The following is a 20,378-nucleotide window of genomic DNA, read 5'->3' as shown; positions in this document are numbered from 1 at the left end:
CCCGGGGACCGATCCTCATTGCCCTGATGCTCTCGACCGGCCTGGTGGCGATCGATTCGACGATCGTGGCCACCGCCGTGCCCTCGATCGTGCGCGACGTGGGCGGCTTCTCGTCCTTCCCCTGGCTGTTCTCCGCCTACCTGCTGGCGCAGGCCGTGTCCGTGCCGGTCTACGCGAAGCTCTCCGACGTGGTCGGCCGCAAACCCATCATCCTGATCGGCATCGGCTTGTTCCTGCTCGGATCCATCCTCTGCGGCATTGCCTGGAGCATGTCGGCGCTGATCGCCTTCCGGGTGCTGCAGGGCCTCGGCGCCGGTGCGGTCCAGCCGATGGCCATCACCATCGCCGGGGACATCTACACCCTGACCGAGCGGGCCAAGGTGCAGGGCTACCTCGCCAGCGTCTGGGCCATTTCCTCCGTCGTCGGCCCCACCCTGGGCGGCGTGTTCTCCACCCTCGGCATCTGGCGGGGCATCTTCCTCGTCAACATCCCGCTCTGCCTCCTGGCCGGCTGGATGCTGCTGCGCTCCTTCCGGGAGGACGTCAAACGCCAGGGCCACACCGTGGACTACCTCGGCTCCGCGCTGCTCACGGCGGCGCTGACCCTGCTGATCCTCGGCGCCCTCGAGGGCGGCCAGGCCTGGGCCTGGAACTCCGCCCCCAGCATCGGCGTCTTCGCGGGAGGCGCGGCGCTGCTGGCCGTCTTCGTGCTGGTGGAACGCCGCGCGGCCGAGCCCGTCCTGCCGCCGTGGGTGGTCTCCCGCCGGCTGCTGGCGACGACGGCGCTGGTTTCCTTCGGCGTCGGCGCCGTCATGCTGGGCCTGACCTCCTACGTGCCGACCTTCCTCGAGGGGTCCATCGCCACGTCCCCGATCCTGGCCGGGCTCGCCCTGGCGGCACTGACCATCGGCTGGCCGATCAGCGCCTCCCAGTCCGGCCGCTTCTACCTGCGCCTGGGCTTCCGGACCACCGCGCTGATCGGCATCAGCATCACCGTGGTGGGGACCGCGGTGCTGGCGTTGACCGCCTCCTCGCCGAGTGTGCTGCTGGTCGCGGCCAGCTGTTTCATCGTGGGGCTGGGCCTGGGGCTCGTCGCCACGCCCACGCTGATCGCCGCCCAGTCCAGCGTGGAATGGAACGAACGCGGCGTGGTGACCGGCACCAACCTGTTCGCCCGTTCGATCGGCAGCTCGATCGGCGTGGCGGTCTTCGGCGCCGTCGCGAACGCCATCTACGCCGGGTCCACGGGCGGGGACACCAACCCCGGGACCGTCGTCACGGCCTCCGGCGCGGTGTTCCTGGCGGTGCTGGTGGGCGCGGTGCTGACGGTGATCGCCGTCGTCGCGATGCCCGCCACGGGCCGGAAGCCCGCCGAGCAGGCCCACGCCGGTGACGCCGCGGATTCCGCGGTGGCGGAGCGCAGCTAGGCGCCTTGCTTGTTAGAGGCGGGGCTGGCTAGGGACGCTGCGAGGCGGCGGCCTCGGGGCTGAGATCCGAGAGGTCGAGCCGGTGCCGGGGCCCGTCCGGGAACGGAAACGTGGACGTGACTGCCAGGTCCGGGCCCACCCGCAGCATTTCCCCGGGGGCCAGCGCACGCCAGCCGGGGTCGTGGTCCATCGGCTCGGTGGCGATCAGCACCTGCGGCCCGGCGGCGAGGTCCTCGCTGCGGGCGTGGATGCGGTGGCTGCGCGCCTCCAGCGGCGCGGCCGGGCCGTGGATCCGCCCGGGATCGCGCTCCAGCAGGTGCAGCTCATGGGTTTCCGGGTAGCGCAACGCCCACAGCTCCGTGCCCGTGGTGACGATCAGGTTCAGGCTGAGCACCGGCAGTTCGGCGGCGGCCCAAGCCACGGCGCGGGTGATCCCGGTGCCGACGTCGCCGTCCGCCCGCCGGGTTTCGGCGGTGATCAGGGCGAAGAGGCGTTCGCTGTCCGTCTGCCCGAGGACCAGGTCGGCGACACCGAGCTCCGCGAGCCGTGCGTCCAGCCGGTCCAGGCCGCCGAACGCGCCGTTGTGCGCGAACAGCCGCCCGTCCTGCTCGAAAGGGTGCGTGTTGGCCACGGTGTGGGCGCCGGTGCTGGCGTAGCGGACATGCGCGAGGAACGTGGTGCTCCGCAGGGTCCTGGCCTCCCGGGCGAAGGCGTGGTCCTCCCACGCCGCGAGCGGCTGTTTCGCCACGTGCGGCTGTCCGAACTCGTCGAAGGTGCCGATGCCCGCCCCGTCCGGCTCGCGCCGGCTCTGGACGGACAGGCTGTCCGGCGCGTCCAGCAGCCAAAATGTGGCGCGGACCGTTCGGGCGCCGGCGTGGAGCCCGAACAGTCGGCACATGGTGGCTCCTCCGTGGTTTACGCGGCGTTATGGGAGCCAGTGTACGTCCGGGCTACTGCCAGGCGCGGACGTAATCGACCAGGACCTGCGACGCCGGGCCGTAGGCCGGGTTGGTCGAGGAGGCACCGACGTTCAGGACCAGGTATTGCGGGGCGTTGCCGTCGTTGGTCGGGTAGGACTTGACCTTGACGCCGTCGAAGTAGACGTCCGAGGAGCCGGCCATCCGGTGCAGGCCGAAGGTGTGGTACTCGTTGGCCCAGTTGCCTCCCACGCCGCCCTGGTTCTGGGCGCCGCTGGTGGAGTGGTAGTTGACCGTCATCTTGGCCTTGAGGACCTCGGCGATGTCGTTCTCGCCGGTGGCGGGCCAGGACTGTCCGGTGGACCAGAATGCCGGCCAGTTGTAGAGGCCGTTGGCGTTGCCGGGGAACTTGATCCGGGCCTCGACGTAGCCGGTGGTGAACTGGTAGCCGGTGCCGGCGCCGCCGCGGGGGTTGGAGGAGACCAATGCACCGGAAGTGGCCGACGCCAGGTTCAGGACCAGGTTGCCGTTGCTGACCGAGACGTTGGCAGGGCTGGTGCTGACCTTGTTCATGGTTCCGCAGCCGGGCGCGAACCAGCAGGCGGCCCACTTGTTGGTATCCAGGCCGGCGCCGTTGAAGTCGTCGTTGAAGGCCAGGGACCAGTTGCCGGGGACACCCAGGGGAGCGGGGCCGCCGGTGGAGGCTACGGCCAGGGCGGGTGCCGGGGCGGCCTGCACGGCTGCGGGGGCGGGGGCCGCCGCCGGGGGAGCGGCCTGCGCCGGTGCGGGGGCCGCCGTCGTCGCCGGGGCGGACGGGGCTGCGGCCGCGGTGCTGGCCGGTGCGGCCGCGGTCGCCGACGGCGAGGCCGGGGCGGAAGCGGGGGCGGCCTGGGAGACCTCCGACGCCTGCGCCTGGGTCAGGCTGTTCAGGGTGGCCTGGCCGAGTGAACCGAGGCCGACGACGGCGACGGCCGCCGCGGCGGCGAGGGACAGGACGCGGGGGGACTTCAGCCGAAGGGCGGTGCGTCGAAGGGGGGAAGGAGCGGTCTGGTCACGACGGCGCGCGGGGGCGCACGTCTGATCCTGGGGTGCAGACATGGAAGGTATACCTCTCAACGCCTGCGGAGTTAGCTGTCGGGTTCGGATGAGGTCATCCGGCCGTGGGACACCACGGCTTCACCCCGAGGGCAGGCCAACGCCATACCCGGGACACTCGGGTCCCCCGCCTCTGCCTTATATCTAGCGGATCCCGGGCGCGGCAGAGCTCAGCGACGCACGGAATTGGGACCAACGTTGACGGTCCACCCGTCGACCGTACGGCATCGAGCCGGTTAATCACAATTAAGTAACGGCAGTCACCGGCCTCCGCGTGGCGGCTTGAGGTGCGACGGCGTCCGGGGGCGGGTTTAGGGAACAAAGCGGCGGTCAGGGTCCGCGGCGTCCCGGCAAGGCGGAATGCAGCAGCGGGAGCACGGAGACGGCCAGGAGCGCCGTTCCGAGCACCGGGTCGTCGTGCCGGAGGATGGCGCCGGCGATCAGCAGGGCGGCGAAGAGGACGGCGGACACCGCGCGGCGCACGGTGCGGTCCAGCCGGGCCACCTGGCGCTCCAGCCGGGGGTTGCCCACGGTCAGGGAACCCTCCTCGGCGCGCGCCGCCAGCCGGTCGAGGCGCTGCGGCAAGCGGAAGGCCACCGCCGCGGCGTCGAAGACCTGGCGGCCGGCGTCCTGCAGGAGGTTTCCGCGCTCCTCGCGCAGCAGCCGCGCCGCGTACGGCTCCACCGAGTCCCAGAGGTTGAAGCGCGGGTCGAGGGAACTGCACACCCCGGAGGTGAGCGACATCGCCCGGATGATGAGCAGGAAATTCTCCGGGACCTGGAACGGCAGCGAGCGGACCAGTTCGCCGAACTCGTTGGCGAAGGCCAGGAACTCCCGCGGGTCCACCTCGCGCAGTTCGGCGAAGCCCATGCCGCCGAAGCGGGTGAACAGCCGGGACATGGCACGCTCCAGTTCGGCGGTATCCGCCGTGGGCAGCAGCACCCCGATCTCGCCGATCGCCGAGACCAGGCCTCCGCCGTCGCGCGCGGCCGCCGCGATGAGCAGCTTCCGCAGCCCACTCCGGGTGCCCGGGGGCACCTCGCCCATCATGCCGAAATCGATGAACGTCAGCCGCCATGGCAGCCCTCCGGCGCCGGGGGCCGGGGTGACGAAGATGTTCCCCGGGTGCGGGTCGGCATGGAAAAACCCGGTGGTGAAGAGCTGGTCGAACATTACCGATGCGAAGACCGGAGCCACCTCCACGGGGTCGATCGCCGCGGCGCGGAGGCCCTCCGTGTCCGTGATCTTGATGGCGGTGACGTCTTCCAGGGTCAGGACCCGGCGGGTGGTCCGTTCCCAGGCGACGCGGGGGACCGCCACCCGCTCGTCGCCGGCGAAGTCGGCGTCGAACCGCTCGGAGTTGGCCGCCTCCTGCAGGTAGTCGACCTCCTCGAGGCTTGTCTGGGCGAACTCCTCCACCAGGGACGGCATGTCCGCCCGGTCCGAGACCAGTCGGAAGTGGCTCAGCCAGCCGCCCACCCGGCGCAGGGCGGCCAGGTCGACGTCGACGATCGCCTCGATCCCGGGGCGCTGAACCTTCACCACGACGCCGCTCATGCCGGCATCCTCCGCCGCCGCGGGCAGCAGCGTCGCGCGGTGCGCCTGCCCGAGGGACGCCGCGGCGATGGGCGTCTCCTCGATGACGGCGAAGATGTTCTCCAGCGGTGTGCCCAGTTCCGCCTCGGCCAGGTCCCGGATGGCCGGGAACGGGACCGGGGGAACCTCGTCCTGGAGGTCCTCGAGTTCCCTGGTAATCTCCGGCGGGAGGACGTCCAGGCGCGAGGAGAGGAACTGGCCAACCTTGATCATCAGGCCGCCCAGCTCCACGGCCAGGGCGCGGAAGCGCCGGGCGAAGCGGATCATCCGTCGGGTCCGGCTGCGCTCGGTGACCCGGCGCAGGCCCAGGCGGGGGAGCAGCAGCTCGTACCACCAGGTTACGGCGAGGTGCCAGGCCGCGAAGCGCAGGATCCGCCGGTAACGGGCGCGGGTGCTCCCGGTCCCGGCCGCCGGGTCCGCCCGGGCCCGGCCAGCCTCCGCCACCCGCGTCAGTCCTGGGCCAGGATCGAGTACAGCCGGCGCCGCGCCTCGTCCAGCACGGCCACGGCCTGCTTGACCTGCTCGGGCGTGCCGGTGCGGCCCACCTGGGATGCCGCCTGGGCCAGCTCGATGCCTGCCTTCGGCAGTGCCCCGAAGCCGGGACCCTGGTCCGCGTCGGCGGACTCCCAGGGAGCCGAGGTGCCGCCGGAGACCTCGTCGCGGCCGGCGTCCGTCAGGGAATAGATCTTCCGCCCGTTGGACTCCTCGGCGCGGATCAGGCCCTCGTCGGCCAGCAGCTGCAGGGTCGGGTAGACGGAGCCGGCGCTCGGCTTCCAGCTGCCGCTGCTGCGCTCCTCGATCTCGCGGATGATCTGGTAGCCGTGCATGGGCCGCTCCGCCAGGAGCGCCAGTACGGCCGAGCGGACTTCGCCGCGGCCGGCGCGGCTGCCGGTGCGCTTTTCGAAGCGTGAACGCAGGTCCTCGACAGCCTGCCACATGCCATCAAAGCTGGGGGCGCCGAAGCCGCCTATCGGGTATGAGTTACGCATGGTGCTCTCCTCCAAGGGTTCGCTAACGATACTTAACGATACGTCCCGATATGCGGAAACAACAGGGTTGCGCTGTGGGCGATAGGGCGACGGGGGTGGGAGCCTCAGGCGGCTGCGGGCCGGGGGAGGTGGACGAAGACCTCGCCGCGCTGCTTCATCGCATCGAGGGCGCGGGCCAGGCCGGCCGCGGTCCCGCCGGCGGGGTGGTTGCCGTGGGAGATGACGATGTCCCCGGCGTGTGCGCCGGAGATTTCCTTGGCCACTGCCGAGGCGGGGAGCGTCGCACCGGCGTCGCCGTTGACGGAGAAGCCGACGGGCGTGACCCCGAGGGCATGCACGATCTGGGCGGAGACGTCGTCGAGGTAGGCGGTCCCTGGCCGGAAGAAGAGCGGGCGCTTTCCGGTGAGCTCGGCGATGCGGGCGTCGTTGGTCATGATCTCGTCGTAGACCTCGCCCGGGTTGCGGGTGCCCGGGATGTTGTAGGCGCTCTTGCCCGAGACGGACAGCGGCCGGTGTGAGGTGCCGTGGTTGGCGAGCTCGAAGAGGGGGTCCGCGGCCAGTTCCGCGGCCAGGGACGCGTTGGCGGCGATCCAGCGGTGGTTGAGGAACAGGGTCGCCGGAACGCCGTGGCGGCGTAGCTCGGTGAGGACGCCGGTGTCCGCGGCGTTCCCGCCGGGGCCGCCGCAGAAGTCAAACGTCAGGGCGACGCCGGCGGGCGCGGTCAGGCGCGACAGCACACCCGGGGCGGCAAGCCCCCAGTAGCCGGCGGTGCGGTGGGAAAAGGCCCCAATGACCTGGTCACGGGACGGGGCACCCTGTGGCTGGGCCGTGGCCGGGACCGGGGCGGGCTGCGCGTCGGCGCCGGCCGTCTCCACCAGAGGCCCGTCGGCCGGAGTGGCGTCGGGCCCGCTGAGATCCTTCGGGCGGCTGTCCTGCGGCAGCGCCGCCAGGCCCCCGAGGGAAAGGGCGGCGGCCGCCACCAGGAATGACCTCCGGTCAGGGGTCCACGCCACGTGCATGTCCGTTCTCTTCGCGGCCCGTCTACTGGGTAGTCTGCGGAATCCTGTCGTCTCAAACCTCGCCCATCGTAGTGGACGCCGGGCGTGCCGGCGCCCCGGTGACGCGGGGTCCGGTTGCGTGTCGCCCGCTACCCGCCGGCGGTGGCCTGGCAGGTCGTGTCGCTGCCGGTCTGGGACACCGCCCCGCCGGCCTGCGACGGCGGCGCCGCGGGCTTGGAACCCGTGGCGAAGTCCTCGCCGGCGTAGAGCTGGACGCCCTGCACCCCGGGGACCTGCTGCACGCTGGAGGCCGGGAGGCCGAACACCGCCGCCACGTCGGCGGCGACGTCCTCGAACCCGGCGCCGAAGTAGACCATGGTCTGCTGGCGCGGCTGGGCCGGGATGCGGGAGAGCTTCGTGAACCCGGCGTCGGAGAGGATTGTGCCGATCTCGGCGCCGCGGCTGGCGACGTTGGTGCCGTTGGCCACGGTGATCGGCTGCAGTGCCTTGTTGTAGGCGGGGGCGGCCGGGGCGCTGGAGGTCTCCGGGGCCGCGGAGGCCGGCGCGGGCTGGGACAGGTCCGGGCTGCGGCGCAGGGCGGCGAAGAGGTTGTCCGCCGCCGGCTCGTCCAGGGTCAACCGGTTGGGATCCGACGGCGCCGGTACGGTGGGGGTGGTGATGAAGTTGACCTTGGCCGGGTCGATGTTCTTCAGCCGGTTGGCGAGGGTCAGCATGGTCGGGACCGAGGCGAGGCCGTCGTCGACGGTGAGGTTCTTGGTCATGGTGTCCGCGATGCTGAGCACCTTCTGCGGGTCGCTGAGCGTGCCGTCGGCCTTCAGCTTCCGGGTCAGGGACGCCAGGAACGACTGCTGGGCCTTGATCCGGCCGAGGTCCCCGCCGTTGGCGAAGGCGTGCCGGGTGCGCAGGAAGGCCAGGGCCTGTTCGCCCTGGACCTGGGAGGTGCCCTTGGGCAGCTTCAGGCCGGAGTCGGGATCGTTGACCGCGGTGTCCACGCAGACGTCGACGCCGCCGACGGTGTTGGAGAGTTCTTTCACGGCGTTGAAGTCGGCCATCATGAAGTGGTCGATTTCCATGCCGGTGAGCTTGTTGACGGTGTCCACCGCGCAGCCGATACCGGCCTCGGCCATGGCGGAGTTGATCATGACTCCGGAGCGGGCCGCGTGCTGTTCGTTGGTGGCGCTGTCCTTGCAGGCGGGGACGTCCACCAGGAGGTCGCGGGGGAAACTGACGACGTTGACGTGGTTGTTGTCCGCCGAGATGTCCAACAGCATCATCACATCCGACTGTCCGTAGCCGGAGGAGTCGGCCGTCGAGCCGTACTGGCCGTTCTTGCCGCTGCGGGTGTCGCTGCCCAGGACCAGGATCTGCAGCCGGTCCTTACTGTCGTTGACCGGGCCCTCGGTGCGGACCCCGCCGGCGCCGAGCGCAGAGGTGCTGATGTTGGACTGGAGCCGCCAGAGCCAGTAGCCGCCGAAGGCGATCACGCCCACCAGGAGCACGGCCGCGGTGATGCCGGTGATCTTGAGCCAGCGCGGCCGGCGGGCCCGACGGTAGTTGCTGCTGCCCTCCACCAGGGTGCCGTAGCCCGGGTAGGGCTCAGGGGTCCCCTTGCCCGGGGCGGACGATTCGTGACGCAATGGAGCAACCTCTCGACAGACTCTCGAACCCGGCCATGATACTGGCCGTCGCTGGAGATTTGCCCGGAAAACGCCAGCGGCACCGGCCGGGGCGAGATGTCCCTGCCGGTGCCGCTGTCAACGAGCGAGTGGTTTCTCAGTCCACCTGGGCGGTCAGGCCGGCCGCCCGGACGGCGGTTGCGGCCGCCGTCTCGTCGTTGTCCGAGGTGTCCCCGCTGATGCCCACGGCGCCCAGCAGTGCGCCGTCGCTGTCGCGGATCAGGACCCCGCCCGGGACCGGGATCAGCCGGCCGCCGATCGCCGCGGCGGCCGCGGCGATGAAGTACGCCTGCTGCTCGGCGCGCGCCATGATCGAGCGGGAGCCCATGCCCAGGGCCAGCGCCCCGTAGGCCTTGCCCTGGGCGATCTCGAAGCGGTTGTTCGATGCGCCGTCCTGGCGGGCGGCCGCGGTGACGTGGCCGCCGGCGTCCAGGACGACCACCGTAAGCGGCTTGAAGCCGTGTTCGGCGCCCGTGGCGAGGGCCTGGTCGATGATGGTGCGGGCGGTGTCCAGGGTCAGGGTCATGAGGCGTTCCTTGCGAGGTCGTTGGCGTGCTTGTGGGCGGCCCGGCGGCGGTGCAGCACGGGTTCGGTATAACCGGAGGGCTGGGCGGCCCCCTCGAGGACCAGTTCGCGGGCGGCGAGGAAGGCCTCGCCGTCGAACGCGGGGGACATCGGCCGGTAGCCGGGGTCGCCGTCGTTCTGCCCGTCGACGACGGCGGCCATCCGCCGCAGCGAGGCTTCCACCTCCTCCTGCGTCACGATGCCGTGGAGCAGCCAGTTGGCCACGTGCTGGGAACTGATCCGGCAGGTGGCGCGGTCCTCCATCAGGGCGGTGCCGTGGATGTCGGGGACCTTGGAGCAGCCCACGCCGTCGTTGACCCAGCGGACCACGTAGCCCAGGGTGCTTTGGATGTTGTTGTCCAGCTCGTTCCGGCGGTCCTCGGCGGACCAGCCGGCCGGGTCGCCCAGCGGGATGGTGAGCAGCTGTCGCAGGGTTGAGCGGCGGTTGCCGGCCAGTTCGGTCTGCCGGGCGTCGACGTCCACCTGGTGGTAGTGGATGGCGTGCAATGTTGCCGCGGTGGGGGACGGGACCCAGGCGCAGTCGGCGCCGGCCTGCGGGTGGCCGGCCTTCTGCGCCAGCATGTCCGCCATGTTGTCCGGGGCGGCCCACATGCCCTTGCCGATCTGGGCGCGTCCGGCGAAGCCGCAGGCCAGGCCCGTGTCCACGTTGGACTCCTCGTAGGCCTTGATCCAGCTGGAGTTGCGCATATCCGCCTTGCGGACCATGGGGCCGGCCAGCATGGAGGTGTGGATCTCATCGCCGGTGCGGTCCAGGAAGCCGGTGTTGATGAAGGCCACGCGGTCCCGGGCCTCCTTGATGCAGGCCTTGAGGTTGGCCGAGGTGCGGCGTTCCTCATCCATGATGCCGATCTTCAGGGTCAGCGGCTCGAGCTTCAGCACCTTCTCGGCGCCGGCCAGCAGCGCGCAGGCCACGGCGACCTCCTCGGGGCCGTGCATCTTGGGCTTGACCACGTAGGCGGACCCGGCGCGGGAGTTCCGTCCGGCCGTGGCGCCGCGCAGGTCGTGCACCGAGCCCAGCCCGGTGAACAGTGCGTCCAGGATCTCCTCGGGGACGGGCTGCCCGTCGGCGTCCAGGACGGCGTCGCTGGTCATCAGGTGGCCCACCTGGCGGATCAGCAGGAGGGAACGGCCTGGCAGGACCAGCTCGGAACCGTCCGGGGCGGTGTAGCTGCGGTCCTCGTTCAGCCGGCGGGTGTAGCTGCGGCCGCCCTTGGACACCTCGGCGGTGAGCGTGCCCTGCATCAGCTTCAGCCAGTTGCGGTATCCGTCCACCTTGTCGCCACCGTCGACGGCGGCAACGGAGTCCTCGAGGTCCATGATGGTGGTCAGCGCCGATTCGAGGACGATGTCCTTGACGCCGGCCGGATCACCGGAGCCGATCAGGTGCCCGCGGTCCACCTGGATCTCGATGTGCAGCCCGTGGTGGACCAGCAGGATGGCTTCGGGCTGGTCTTCGTTGCCGCGGTAGCCGGCGAACTGGGCGGGATCGGCCAGGCCGGTGGTCCCGTCGGGGGTCTCGGCGGCGAGCGCGCCGTCGGTGATCCGGTAGGCCGTGACGTCGGCGTGGGAGCCGGAGGCCAGGGGCGTGTGCTCGTCCAGGAGCCGCCGGCCGAAGCTGACGACGGCGGCGCCGCGGACGGGGTTGTAGCCTTCCGTGTGCCCGCGGCCGTCGGCGTCGTCGATGGCGTCGGTGCCGTAGAGGGCGTCGTAGAGCGAACCCCAGCGGGCGTTGGCGGCGTTGGCGGCGAAGCGGGCGTTCAGCAGCGGGACCACCAGCTGCGGGCCGGAGACGCTGGCGATCTCGCCGTCCACGCCGTCGGTGCTGATGCTGAAGTCGGCCGGTTCCTCCACCAGGTAGCCGATGGAGCGCAGGAATTCCTCGTACGCCTCGGGATCGATCTCGGCGCCGCCGTGCGTGCGGTGGTACTCGTCGATCTGCTGCTGCAGCCGGTCGCGGACCTCGAGGAGTTCGCGGACGCGGGGGGAGAATTCGGCGATCAGGCCGGCCGCGCCGTTCCAGAACTCCCCGGCGTCGAGTCCGGTGCCGGGCAGCGCCTCGTCCCGTACGAAGGAGTACAGCTCCTCCGCGACGTGGAGTCCGTTGGTCTCCAGGTGATTCGACATTCGGGTCACGCTCCGTTCAGTTGCTGTGGTGCATTGCGGGTGTCCCTGCGGGCGTCTCGGCAGTTCCGTAATGCGGAAAGAAAATATCAATAAGTAAAAACTATCCAGCCCTGCGGCGGGCTGTCAACGCCCGTCCGCGGGCCGTCGGGGGTGGTCCGACCATTCTGCGGCAAGCTGTTGACTGTGATGTGGATCGCACATATGGTCTATCCACACAATAAGAGATTTATTTCGCCATGCGGAAAATCTTCCCGTCGCCCCATGACGCCCGGGTCAGAGGCCCGCCACCACTCGTAAAACAAAGGAGTTTTTGTGAGTCCCAGGTTTGAGCCGTTTCAGCAGGTCGTAGACCCGATCGCCGGGTCCCTTGCTGTTTCCGCCGTGGTGGCCGCGCTGCCGCTGCTCCTCTTGTTCGTCCTGCTCGGCGTGTTCCGGGTCAGGGCGCCGAAGGCAGCCATCGCCAGCCTGCTGCTCTCGATCGTCCTGGCGATCGTGGGCTGGCATATGCCGATTGTCCAGGTCCTCAGCGCCACGGCCCAGGGGGCCTTCTACGCGATCTTCCCGATCCTCTGGATCCTCATCAACGCGTTGTGGGTCTACAAACTGACCGTGGCCACCCCGTGGTTCGAGGCGCTGGGCCGCACCATCCGCTCCATCTCAAACGACCTGCGGATCCTGGCCATCCTGGTGGCGTTCTGCTTCGGCGCCCTGCTCGAGGCCCTCGCCGGCTTCGGCGCGCCGGTGGCCATCTCCGGGGCCATGCTGATGGCGGCCGGCATGAAGCCGCTGAAGTCGGCCATCGTGGCGCTGCTGGCCAACACCGCGCCCGTCGCGTTCGGCGCCATGGCCGCGCCGATCATCGCGCTCAACGGTGTCACCAACATCCCGCTCCACGAGCTCAGCTCCATGGCCGGCCGGCAGACCCCTTTCGTCGCGGTCCTGGTCCCGCTGATCCTGGTCTTTATCGTCGACGGCAAGCGCGGCGTGCGCCAGACCTGGCCCGTCGCCCTGGTCTCGGGCGTCGTCTTCGGCGTGGCCCAGTTCCTGGCCTCGAACTTCCTGGTGGTGGAACTGACCGACGTGATCGCCGCGATCGCCACCGTGGCCGTCGTCCTGGTGATGCTCCGGTTCTGGCAGCCTGCAGAGATCGTCGGCATGCACAATGTGAAGGGCAGCGACACCGACGCCGCCGAGGCCGAGCTGGTGGGCGCCACGGCTACCGGCCGCACCGGCTACGGCACCTCCTCCGGGCTGGGCGGCGTCAGCCGCAACGGACAGCCCCTTCCTGCCAACGCGGCAGGCCCCGGCGCCGCCGGATCGGACGCGGCCGGGACCGGCACGGACACCGTCGCCCGGCCGCCGGCCCGCGATGTGTGGATGGCGGTGGCCCCCTACCTGATCATCATGGCCGTCTTCTCCATCGCCCAGCTTCCCGGCGTCAAGAACTGGCTCACCGCCGTCGGCTCCGTCACCTTCGACTGGCCCGGCATCGACGCCGTCGACCCCTCCGGCCACCAAGTCTCCGCCCACAAGTTCAAGCTGGACCACCTCAAGGCCACCGGCACCCTGCTGCTGATCTCCGGCATTATCACCATGGCGCTGTACCGGCTCAAGCCGCTGCAGGGACTGCGGATCTACCGCGACACCCTCTTCCAGCTGCGCTGGACGATCGTCTCGGTGACCTCCGTCCTGGCCCTGGCGTTCGTCATGAACGTCTCCGGCCAGACCAACTCGCTCGGGTTCGCCCTCGCCTCCGCCGGCGGCTTCTTCGCCTTCCTCTCCCCGCTGCTGGGCTGGATCGGCGTGGCCCTCACCGGGTCCGACACCTCGTCCAACTCGCTCTTCGGCCAGCTCCAGGTCACCGCCGCGCAGCAGACCGGCCTCTCGCCGGTCCTGATGGCCGCGTCCAACTCCTCCGCCGGCGTGCTGGGCAAGATGCTCTCGCTCCAGAACCTTGCGGTGGCCTCCGCCGCCGTCGGCCTGGACGGGGCCGAGAGCGTCCTGTTCCGCAAGCTCCTCGGCTGGAGCCTTGGCCTGCTGGCCTTCATCACCATCCTTGTCCTGCTGCAGTCCACCCCGGTCCTGGGCTGGATGGTCCCCTAGGGACCCCGCCCGCGCCGATCACCTCCTGCACCCGATAGAAAGCAGTCCCCGTGAGCACCACCGCCAATGACACCACCGCCACCCGTTCCGCCGCCGGCCTGATCGCCGCCGCCCGGAACGGCTCCACCGAGGAGGCCGACCGCCGGAGCGTCAACACGGACCGCTCCGGCTACACGCCGGCGTCCCTGCCGGACGGCGTCGTGTACGCCACCGCCGTCGAGGACGTGGTGGAGACCATGGTCCGGGCGACGGCGGACCGGATCCCCGTCGTCGCCCGGGGCGCGGGGACCGGCCTCGCCGCCGGCTCCTCCGCCCAGGCGGGGGAGATCGTCCTGGACCTCTCGCGGATGAACCGGATCCTGCGCATCGATCCGCTGGAGCAGCTGATCGTGGTCGAACCGGGGGTGCTCAACGCCGAGGTCAACGCCGCCGCGGCCGAGCACGGCCTCTTCTACGCGCCGGACCCGGCGAGCACGGCCATCTGCTCGATTGGCGGCAACATCGCCACCAACGCCGGGGGCATGCGCTGCGCCAAGTACGGAGTCACCCGCGAATCCGTGCTGGCGCTCAAGGTGGTGCTGCCGGACGGCCGGATCCTGGTCACCGGCCGCGAGACCATCAAGGGCGTCACCGGCTACGACCTGAATGCGTTGTTCATCGGCTCCGAGGGGACCCTGGGCGTGGTGGTGGAGGCGACGTTGCGGCTGCGGCCCATGCCGGTCTCCACCGCCACGGTGGCCGCCTACTTCCCGGACATCGTCGCCGCGGCGGAGGCGGCGTCGGCGATCATCGCCTCCCGCATCACGCCCTCGGTGCTGGAACTGATGGACGGGCCCACCCTCGCCGCCGTCGACGCCGCCCTCGGCACCGACTACCGCAGCCGGGGCGGGGCCTTCCTGCTCGCCCAGACCGACGGCTACGGTGCTTTCCTGGAGCAGGACGTGCTGATCAAGGCGATCGAACCGTTCGCCACCTCGTACGAGAAGGCCACGGACCCGGACCACACCGCGGAGCTGCTCCGGGCCCGCCGCGAGGCCATCCCGTCCCTGGAACTGCTGGGCACCGTGTGCATCGGCGACGTCGGTGTTCCGCGCGGCCGGTTGGCCGAGATGGTTACCGGCATCGAGGAGATCTCCCGCCGCACCGGCGTGCGTATCTTCACGGTGGCGCACGCCGCCGACGGGAACCTGCACCCGATGATCGTCCTGGACGAGGGACAGCCCTCCACCGAGGGCCCGGCGAAGGCAGCCCTGGCGCAGATGTTTGAGCTGGCCCGGAGCCTGGGCGGGACCCTGACCGGCGAACACGGGGTGGGACTGCTCAAGCGCGACTGGCTGGTGGACGAGCTGGGCAACGATTCCCTCGGCCTGCAGCAGGCCATCAAGGGCGTCTTCGATCCGCTGGGCATCCTCAACCCGGGCAAGGGCATCTAGGGGCATCTTCACGGGGGATCCGGTGGTGGCCGCGAGGTCCTGCGGTATCGTGGGCCTCGGAAACTTTCACGATGCGGATATTTCGCTCCGCGGGTGCATTCACGCGGCCCGACGGGTGTCCACGCAACGAAAGTCAGGAAAAAGGTGCCGGCCGGCGACGGGCGGCACCATGGAGGAGGGGTGGCATGGCGGAACGGGCCGCAGGCGGCGTGCAGTCGGTGGAGCGCGTCTTCGAGCTGCTGGAGCTGATCGCCGACGCCGGGGGAGAGGTGATGCTCAGCGAGCTCTCCTCGGCCACCGAGCTGCCGCTGCCCACCATCCACCGGCTGCTGCGGACCCTGGTGACGCTGGGCTATGTCCGCCAGCTGCCCAACCGCAGGTACTCCCTGGGCCCGCGGCTGATCCGGCTTGGCGAGGGGGCGTCCAAGCAACTGGGCGTGCTCGCCCGGCCGCAGCTGAAGCCCCTGGTGGACCGGCTGGGCGAGACCGCCAACGTGGCCATGCTCGACGGGGACATGGTGGTCTATGTCGGCCAGGTCCCCTCCCGGCATTCCATGCGGATGTTTACCGAGGTGGGCCGGCGCGCGCACCTGCACTCCACCGGCGTCGGCAAGGCGATCCTCGCCCAGCTCGACGACGAGCGGGTGCGGGCGATCGTGTCCCGGACCGGCATGCCGGCCGCGACACCCAAGAGCATCGGCGACGTCGAGACCCTGCTGCAGGACCTGGACACCATCCGGCGCCGCGGCTACTCGATCGACGAGGAGGAGCAGGAACTCGGGGTGCGGTGCTTCGCCGCCGCGGTGGCCGACGCCCCGACGCCGATGGCGATCTCCGTCTCCGGCCCGGTCTCCCGCGTGGACCAGGCGTTCGCCGACCGCGCCGTCCCCCTGCTGCAGGAGGCTGCCGCCGCGATCTCGGCGGAACTGAGCCTCACCTAGGCCCCTCGCGGGCCTGCTCCCGGGTCTACTCCGGACCTTCCGCCCCACTTTCCGCCGGACCTTCTACCTGCGGCCGGAGCGCCGCTGCGTAAGACTCGAGCCGGTGCTGCATGTCCCAGTACGGGGTGGCGGACGGGGCGGTGCCCCCGTCCCGCAGTGCCGCGACGGACGCGACGGCGGCATCCACCGCCGCGCGGTAGGGCAGCGACCCGGAACTGACGCGCCGCACCCCGAGCCCACCAAGTTCCGCCACGGTCAGGGTGGGATGCGGCAGGACGTTCACCGGCAGCTCCAGGGCCCCGGTGATGGCCTCGATCTCGGCCGGGTTCGCAAGCCCGGGGACGAAGATGCCGTCCGCCCCGGCGTCGGCATAGCGCCGGGCCCGCACCAGCACGGCGTCCACGGTCGGGTCCTCCTTGAACCACAGGTTGTCCACCCGGGCGTTGATGAACACGCCGGGGCAGCGCTGCCGGACGGCGGCGATCTTCGCGGCGGCGTCCTCCGGGGCCACCAGATGCCCGTCCAGGCTGTCCTCCAGGTTGATCCCGGCCACGCCTGCCTCCACCAGGCCCGCGACGAAGTCGGCAGCCTCGCCGGGATCCGGGGAGTAGCCGTCCTCGACGTCGGCCGTCACGAACACCGGCAGCCGGCACAGCAGCGGCACCAGCGCCGCCGTCGCCGCCTTGCTGGCCCGCCCGCCGTCGGGATAGCCGGCGCTTGCCGCCACGCCGAAGCTGGTGGTCCCGATCGCCGGGTAGCCATCCGCCACGAAGGCGACGGCGGAGCCCACGTCCCACGCGTTGGGCAGCAGCAACGGTGACCCGCCGCGGTGAAGCTCCCGAAAAGTGTCCATGTGTCCTCCCTGTGTCCTCCACGGTGTCGTCCCCGCCGGCGCACGGCCCTGACTATGGGTCTACGCCCGGTCCCGGAGTCCGTCAACGGCTGTCAGGCTGTGCGGCTAGCATGGCCGCATGAACGAGACGACGAAGAACACCACCCGCACCGTGGCCGTGCTCGGCCTGGGCATCATGGGCGCCGCGATGGCCCGAAACCTGCTCCGCGCCGGCCTCGACGTCCGGGTCTGGAACCGCGACCCGGCCAAGACCGGCCCCCTGGCCGAGGCCGGTGCGCACGCGGCCGCTACCCCCGCAGAGGCGGTCGAGGGCGCCGACGTGGTCCTGACGATGCTCTACGACGCCGCCGCGGTGACGGAGGTGATCCGGCAGGCAGCCGCCGGCATCAGGCCCGGCACGGTCTGGGTGCAGTCCACCACGGTGGGCGTCCACGACGCCGGGGCCCTGGCGGAGCTGGCCCGGGAGGTGGGACTGGAGCTGGTGGAGGCTCCGGTCTCCGGCACCCGCGAACCCGCCGAGGCCGGCCAGCTGCTGGTGATCGCCGCCGGTGCTCCCGCGGTCCGGGACACGGTGGCGCCGGTCCTGGACGCGATCGGGGCGCGCACCACCTGGACCGGTGAGGATGCCGCCGCTGGGACCGCCACTCGACTGAAGCTCGTGGTCAACAGCTGGGTGATCGCGGCCTCCAACGCCACCGGCGAGATCCTGGCCCTGGCCGGCGCGCTCGGGGTGGAGCCGCAGCAGTTCCTCGACCTGATCGAGGGCGGCGGACTGGACCTGCCCTTCCTGCGGGGCAAGGCCGGCCTCATCCTCGGCGACACGCTGGACCCGGCGTCGTTTGCGGTGGACACCTCGCTCAAGGACGCCCGGCTGATCCTGGCGGCGGCAGAGGAACACGGTATCCGCCTCGACGGGACCGCGGCCGCGGCGGCCCGGCTGGAGCGGGTGGCCGCCCGAGGCCGGTCCAAGCAGGACATGGCGGCCGCGTACTACGCCAGCACGCCGGAAGACGGCGGTTCGGGGGACTGACGGCAACCGTCAGGACCGGCCGGCCCAGGGATCGTAGTCGGCCAGCAGTTCTTCCTGCGGCGGCCGCCGGTCTTCCGGGATGTGCTGGAGGTTGATCCGGACCCGGTACCAGAGCGAGCTGGAACCCCGCATCCCGTCGACCATAACGTCGGCGGGGTGCAGGCCGGCCGCCGTCCCGGCATGGCCCGCCTTCCACGCCTCGAGGGCCGCGAGCGCTTCCGCCTTGGTCCTGGTCCGCGCCACCTCGATCAGCGGCATCACGGACTGGCGCCGCCCGGAGCCGTCCTTTCCGGCGCCCCTCGGCGCCTTTTCCGCCGGGCCCAGCGTCCCGGCCAACTCCAGCAGGGCCGCCAGGCTGCCGGCTGCCCCGTCGGTGCCCGCATGCGGGTCGCCCTCCTTGGCGTACCGGTCCGGCACGGTCAGCACGGTGAACTGTTCCGGCCGGGCGGACGGCACCTCCTGCCAGGTCAGCGGCGCGGACACCCGGGCGTCTGGCAGCGGACGCACCGAGTAGGCGGAGGCAACGGTGCGGTCCTTGGCGTTCTGGTTAAAGTCGACGAAGACGCTCTCGCCGCGTTCCTCCTTCCACCAGCGGGCGGTGGCCAGGCCGGGGGCCCGGTTCTCCACCTCCCGGGCCAGGGTCTCGGCGGCCAGGCGCACCTGCGGATAGGACCAGTCCGGCGTGATGCGGACCAGGATGTGCAGGCCGCGGGAGCCGCTGGTCTTCGGCCAGCCGACCAGTCCGACGTCGTCGAGCACGCCCCGGGCGATCAGGGCGGTGTCCACGATCTGCTCCCAGCCCACGCCCGGCATGGGGTCCAGATCGATCCGCAGCTCGTCCGGGTGCTCGAGGTCCGTGGCCCGGACGGGGTGCGGGTTCAGATCGAGGCAGCCGAGGTTAACAAGCCAGGCCAGCCCGGCGGCGTCCCGGATCACGGCCTCCTCCGCGGAGGTCCCGGAGGCGTAGTGCAGGGTAGCGGTGTCGATGAAGTCCGGGTGGTTCTCCGGGACCCGTTTCTGGAAGAAGGGCTCCGCGTCGATGCCCTTGGGGAACCGTTTGAGGACCATCGGCCGGCCGCCCGCGCCGCGGAGGGCGCCGTCGGCGACGGCGAGGTAATAGTGCACCAGGTCCAGCTTGGTCAGCCCGGGCCCGGGGAAGACCACCTTGTCCGGGCTGGAGATGCTGACCTCGTGCCCGGCCGCGGTGATGATCTCTGGCGGAGTCTTCGACGGGCTCATGCGGCCACGCTAGCAACGTTCCCGTGCTCCAGCCAGAGGCCGCCGCGGCGCGCTGCCAGCCGGCCATCAGGTTCTGCCGGGATAATCCGCAGTCAGCAACGGTATAAACCGCGTGCGCCCGGTCCGCGGGCTGCCCGACGGTGACGAAGGAGGATTCCCATGTCCGAGCAGGAATACCAGAATCCGGCGCCGGAGCCCGCCGCGCCGTCGAAGAGCCCGGCGGCGAAGGGCCCGGCGGCCCTCTGGTCCGACGGGCTGGGCCGCGCCGGGACCCGGGCCGCCCAGGTGCTGCTGCTGGTGGGCCTGGCATGGGTGGTGATCCGGGTCCTGACCCTGGTGCCGCTCGTGGTCATTCCGGTGCTCCTGGCGGTCATCCTGGCCGCCGCCATCTCCCCGCTGGTGCGCTGGCTCGCCGGCCACGGCTGGCCGCGGGCCCTGGCGGTCCTGACCTCCTTTGTCGCGGTCCTGGCCGTGTTCGGCGGCGTGGTCACCGCCGTGGTTGCCCTGGTGCGGATGCAGTTCAAGGAGTTGGTGACCCGTGCCCTGGCCGGAATCGACCAGCTGCACGCCTTCCTGAATAACGGGCCGGTCCCGGTTTCGGACCAGGAGCTCGCCAACGCCAAGGAGTCGGTGCAGAAGTTCTTCAGCAGCGGCAACCTGGGCTCCGACGCCCTCACCGGCCTGCGCACCGGCGGGGAGATCCTCGCGGGCATGGTCCTGATGGCCGTCATCCTGTTCTTCTTCCTCAAGGACGGCGCCGTGATCCGCGGCTTCCTCTTCGGATTCCTCCCGGCCCGGCACCGTGACCGGGCGCACCGCGCTGCCGCGGCCAGCACCCGCGTCCTCGGCGGCTACGTGCGGGGGACCGCGCTGATCGCCGCGATCGACGCCGCCATTGTCGCCGTCGCGCTGTTGATCCTCGGCGTCCCGCTGGCGGTGCCGCTGGCGGTCTTCGTGTTCATCGGCGGGTTTATTCCGATCATCGGCGCCACCGCCGCCGGCAGCCTGGCCGTCCTGGTGGCCCTGGTCTCCAACGGCCCGGTTCCCGCCGTGGTGGTCCTCGCCGTGCTGGTGGGCGCCAACCAGCTCGAACACCATGTCCTGCAGCCGCTGCTGATGGGCAAGGTGCTAAACATCCACGGGCTGGTGATCCTGCTGTCCCTGGCCGCCGGGACCATGCTCGCCGGTGTCATCGGGGCGCTGCTGGCGGTGCCGCTGGCCGCCGTCGGCTGGACCATCATCAAGGTCTGGACCGGCCGCGACGCCGCCGACCAGCCGGCACCCGGGCAGTCCCCACCCCACGAGCCGGCAGTCGCCGGGTAGGCCCGTCCAGAGCCACGAATCAGTGGTC

16 protein-coding genes and 1 riboswitch are annotated in these 20,378 nt (G+C 71.0%); of the genes, 6 read left to right on the top strand and 10 right to left on the bottom strand.

What is annotated here, in order from left to right; translation table 11 throughout:
• Positions 1-26 precede the first annotated feature (26 nt).
• Positions 27-1,427, top strand: a complete 1,401-nt coding sequence (locus ACFUCU_RS03650) for an MFS transporter (protein WP_377970806.1) — start codon at positions 27-29, stop codon at positions 1,425-1,427.
• A 28-nt stretch (positions 1,428-1,455) separates the two neighbouring features.
• Here the strand turns inward: ACFUCU_RS03650 and ACFUCU_RS03645 are convergent, their stop codons facing one another.
• The 8 genes from ACFUCU_RS03645 to ACFUCU_RS03610 form a co-directional block, all read right to left on the bottom strand.
• Positions 1,456-2,325: a class II glutamine amidotransferase gene (locus ACFUCU_RS03645; protein ID WP_377970720.1), complete on the bottom strand. Its 870-nt coding sequence runs from the start codon at positions 2,323-2,325 to the stop codon at positions 1,456-1,458.
• Positions 2,326-2,377: 52 nt separating this feature from the next.
• Entirely contained in the window at positions 2,378-3,442 is a 1,065-nt protein-coding gene (locus tag ACFUCU_RS03640; protein WP_377970719.1) for a family 16 glycosylhydrolase, read from the bottom strand.
• Positions 3,443-3,448: 6 nt separating this feature from the next.
• Positions 3,449-3,599, bottom strand: a riboswitch (cyclic di-AMP (ydaO/yuaA leader).
• A gap of 170 nt (positions 3,600-3,769) precedes the next feature.
• Complete coding sequence (locus ACFUCU_RS03635; protein WP_377970718.1) at positions 3,770-5,479, bottom strand: ABC1 kinase family protein; 1,710 nt, start codon at positions 5,477-5,479, stop codon at positions 3,770-3,772.
• Positions 5,480-5,484: 5 nt separating this feature from the next.
• The gene (locus tag ACFUCU_RS03630; RefSeq protein WP_377970716.1) at positions 5,485-6,024 is read right to left on the bottom strand and encodes a PadR family transcriptional regulator; all 540 of its coding nucleotides are present in this window, start codon (positions 6,022-6,024) and stop codon (positions 5,485-5,487) included.
• Between the two features lie 104 nt (positions 6,025-6,128).
• Positions 6,129-7,043 (bottom strand): polysaccharide deacetylase family protein, encoded by a 915-nt coding sequence (locus ACFUCU_RS03625; RefSeq protein ID WP_377970714.1) that lies wholly within the window; start codon positions 7,041-7,043, stop codon positions 6,129-6,131.
• Positions 7,044-7,171: 128 nt separating this feature from the next.
• Positions 7,172-8,680 carry an LCP family protein gene (locus tag ACFUCU_RS03620; protein ID WP_377970712.1) on the bottom strand — a complete coding sequence of 503 codons (1,509 nt, stop codon included), beginning with the start codon at positions 8,678-8,680 and terminating at the stop codon, positions 7,172-7,174.
• A 136-nt stretch (positions 8,681-8,816) separates the two neighbouring features.
• Positions 8,817-9,245, bottom strand: coding sequence for a heme-binding protein (locus tag ACFUCU_RS03615; protein WP_364137571.1), 429 nt, complete (start codon positions 9,243-9,245; stop codon positions 8,817-8,819).
• Positions 9,242-11,428 (bottom strand): malate synthase G, encoded by a 2,187-nt coding sequence (locus ACFUCU_RS03610; protein WP_377970710.1) that lies wholly within the window; start codon positions 11,426-11,428, stop codon positions 9,242-9,244. Before ACFUCU_RS03610 ends, ACFUCU_RS03615 begins: the two co-directional genes overlap by 4 nt.
• Positions 11,429-11,740: 312 nt before the next feature.
• Between ACFUCU_RS03610 and ACFUCU_RS03605 the strand changes: the two genes are divergently transcribed.
• The 3 genes from ACFUCU_RS03605 (at position 11,741) to ACFUCU_RS03595 (ending at position 15,905) form a co-directional block, all read left to right on the top strand.
• Positions 11,741-13,531, top strand: coding sequence for an L-lactate permease (locus ACFUCU_RS03605; protein ID WP_377970708.1), 1,791 nt, complete (start codon positions 11,741-11,743; stop codon positions 13,529-13,531).
• A gap of 50 nt (positions 13,532-13,581) precedes the next feature.
• Entirely contained in the window at positions 13,582-14,964 is a 1,383-nt protein-coding gene (locus tag ACFUCU_RS03600; RefSeq protein WP_377970706.1) for an FAD-binding oxidoreductase, read from the top strand.
• 185 nt (positions 14,965-15,149) lie between these two features.
• Positions 15,150-15,905, top strand: a complete 756-nt coding sequence (locus ACFUCU_RS03595) for an IclR family transcriptional regulator (protein WP_377970704.1) — start codon at positions 15,150-15,152, stop codon at positions 15,903-15,905.
• Positions 15,906-15,930: 25 nt separating this feature from the next.
• Here the strand turns inward: ACFUCU_RS03595 and ACFUCU_RS03590 are convergent, their stop codons facing one another.
• A complete protein-coding gene (locus tag ACFUCU_RS03590) occupies positions 15,931-16,758 on the bottom strand; it encodes an isocitrate lyase/phosphoenolpyruvate mutase family protein (protein WP_377970702.1) in 828 nt (275 codons plus the stop codon).
• A 118-nt stretch (positions 16,759-16,876) separates the two neighbouring features.
• On the opposite strand from ACFUCU_RS03590, the gene ACFUCU_RS03585 reads away from it, so the two are divergent.
• The gene (locus ACFUCU_RS03585) at positions 16,877-17,788 is read left to right on the top strand and encodes an NAD(P)-dependent oxidoreductase (RefSeq protein ID WP_377970700.1); all 912 of its coding nucleotides are present in this window, start codon (positions 16,877-16,879) and stop codon (positions 17,786-17,788) included.
• Positions 17,789-17,797: 9 nt separating this feature from the next.
• Here ACFUCU_RS03585 and ligD read toward each other — a convergent pair whose 3' ends face one another.
• Positions 17,798-19,027, bottom strand: coding sequence for a non-homologous end-joining DNA ligase (gene ligD, locus ACFUCU_RS03580; RefSeq protein WP_377970699.1), 1,230 nt, complete (start codon positions 19,025-19,027; stop codon positions 17,798-17,800).
• A gap of 159 nt (positions 19,028-19,186) precedes the next feature.
• Between ligD and ACFUCU_RS03575 the strand changes: the two genes are divergently transcribed.
• On the top strand, positions 19,187-20,350 hold the full coding sequence (locus ACFUCU_RS03575; RefSeq protein WP_377970697.1) for an AI-2E family transporter: 1,164 nt from the start codon (positions 19,187-19,189) through the stop codon (positions 20,348-20,350).
• Positions 20,351-20,378 lie beyond the last annotated feature (28 nt).

It is taken from the genome of Arthrobacter sp. NPDC057259 (genome assembly GCF_042668995.1).
Lineage (GTDB): Bacteria > Actinomycetota > Actinomycetes > Actinomycetales > Micrococcaceae > Arthrobacter.
The sequence above is the reverse complement of the archived record's forward strand: the minus strand, read 5'-3'. Positions and strand labels throughout refer to the sequence as shown.

Bases quoted from the DNA above. Each gene is read 5' to 3' on its own strand.
- ACFUCU_RS03575 (WP_377970697.1), top strand. From the start codon at position 19,187: ATGTCCGAGCAGGAATACCAGAATCCGGCGCCGGAGCCCGCCGCGCCG.
- ACFUCU_RS03640 (WP_377970719.1), bottom strand. From the start codon at position 3,442: ATGTCTGCACCCCAGGATCAGACGTGCGCCCCCGCGCGCCGTCGTGAC.
- ACFUCU_RS03585 (WP_377970700.1), top strand. From the start codon at position 16,877: ATGAACGAGACGACGAAGAACACCACCCGCACCGTGGCCGTGCTCGGC.
- ACFUCU_RS03610 (WP_377970710.1), bottom strand. From the start codon at position 11,428: ATGTCGAATCACCTGGAGACCAACGGACTCCACGTCGCGGAGGAGCTG.
- ACFUCU_RS03595 (WP_377970704.1), top strand. From the start codon at position 15,150: ATGGCGGAACGGGCCGCAGGCGGCGTGCAGTCGGTGGAGCGCGTCTTC.
- ACFUCU_RS03625 (WP_377970714.1), bottom strand. From the start codon at position 7,043: ATGCACGTGGCGTGGACCCCTGACCGGAGGTCATTCCTGGTGGCGGCC.
- ACFUCU_RS03615 (WP_364137571.1), bottom strand. From the start codon at position 9,245: ATGACCCTGACCCTGGACACCGCCCGCACCATCATCGACCAGGCCCTC.
- ACFUCU_RS03590 (WP_377970702.1), bottom strand. From the start codon at position 16,758: ATGGACACTTTTCGGGAGCTTCACCGCGGCGGGTCACCGTTGCTGCTG.
- ligD (WP_377970699.1), bottom strand. From the start codon at position 19,027: ATGAGCCCGTCGAAGACTCCGCCAGAGATCATCACCGCGGCCGGGCAC.
- ACFUCU_RS03645 (WP_377970720.1), bottom strand. From the start codon at position 2,325: ATGTGCCGACTGTTCGGGCTCCACGCCGGCGCCCGAACGGTCCGCGCC.
- ACFUCU_RS03650 (WP_377970806.1), top strand. From the start codon at position 27: ATGCTCTCGACCGGCCTGGTGGCGATCGATTCGACGATCGTGGCCACC.
- ACFUCU_RS03630 (WP_377970716.1), bottom strand. From the start codon at position 6,024: ATGCGTAACTCATACCCGATAGGCGGCTTCGGCGCCCCCAGCTTTGAT.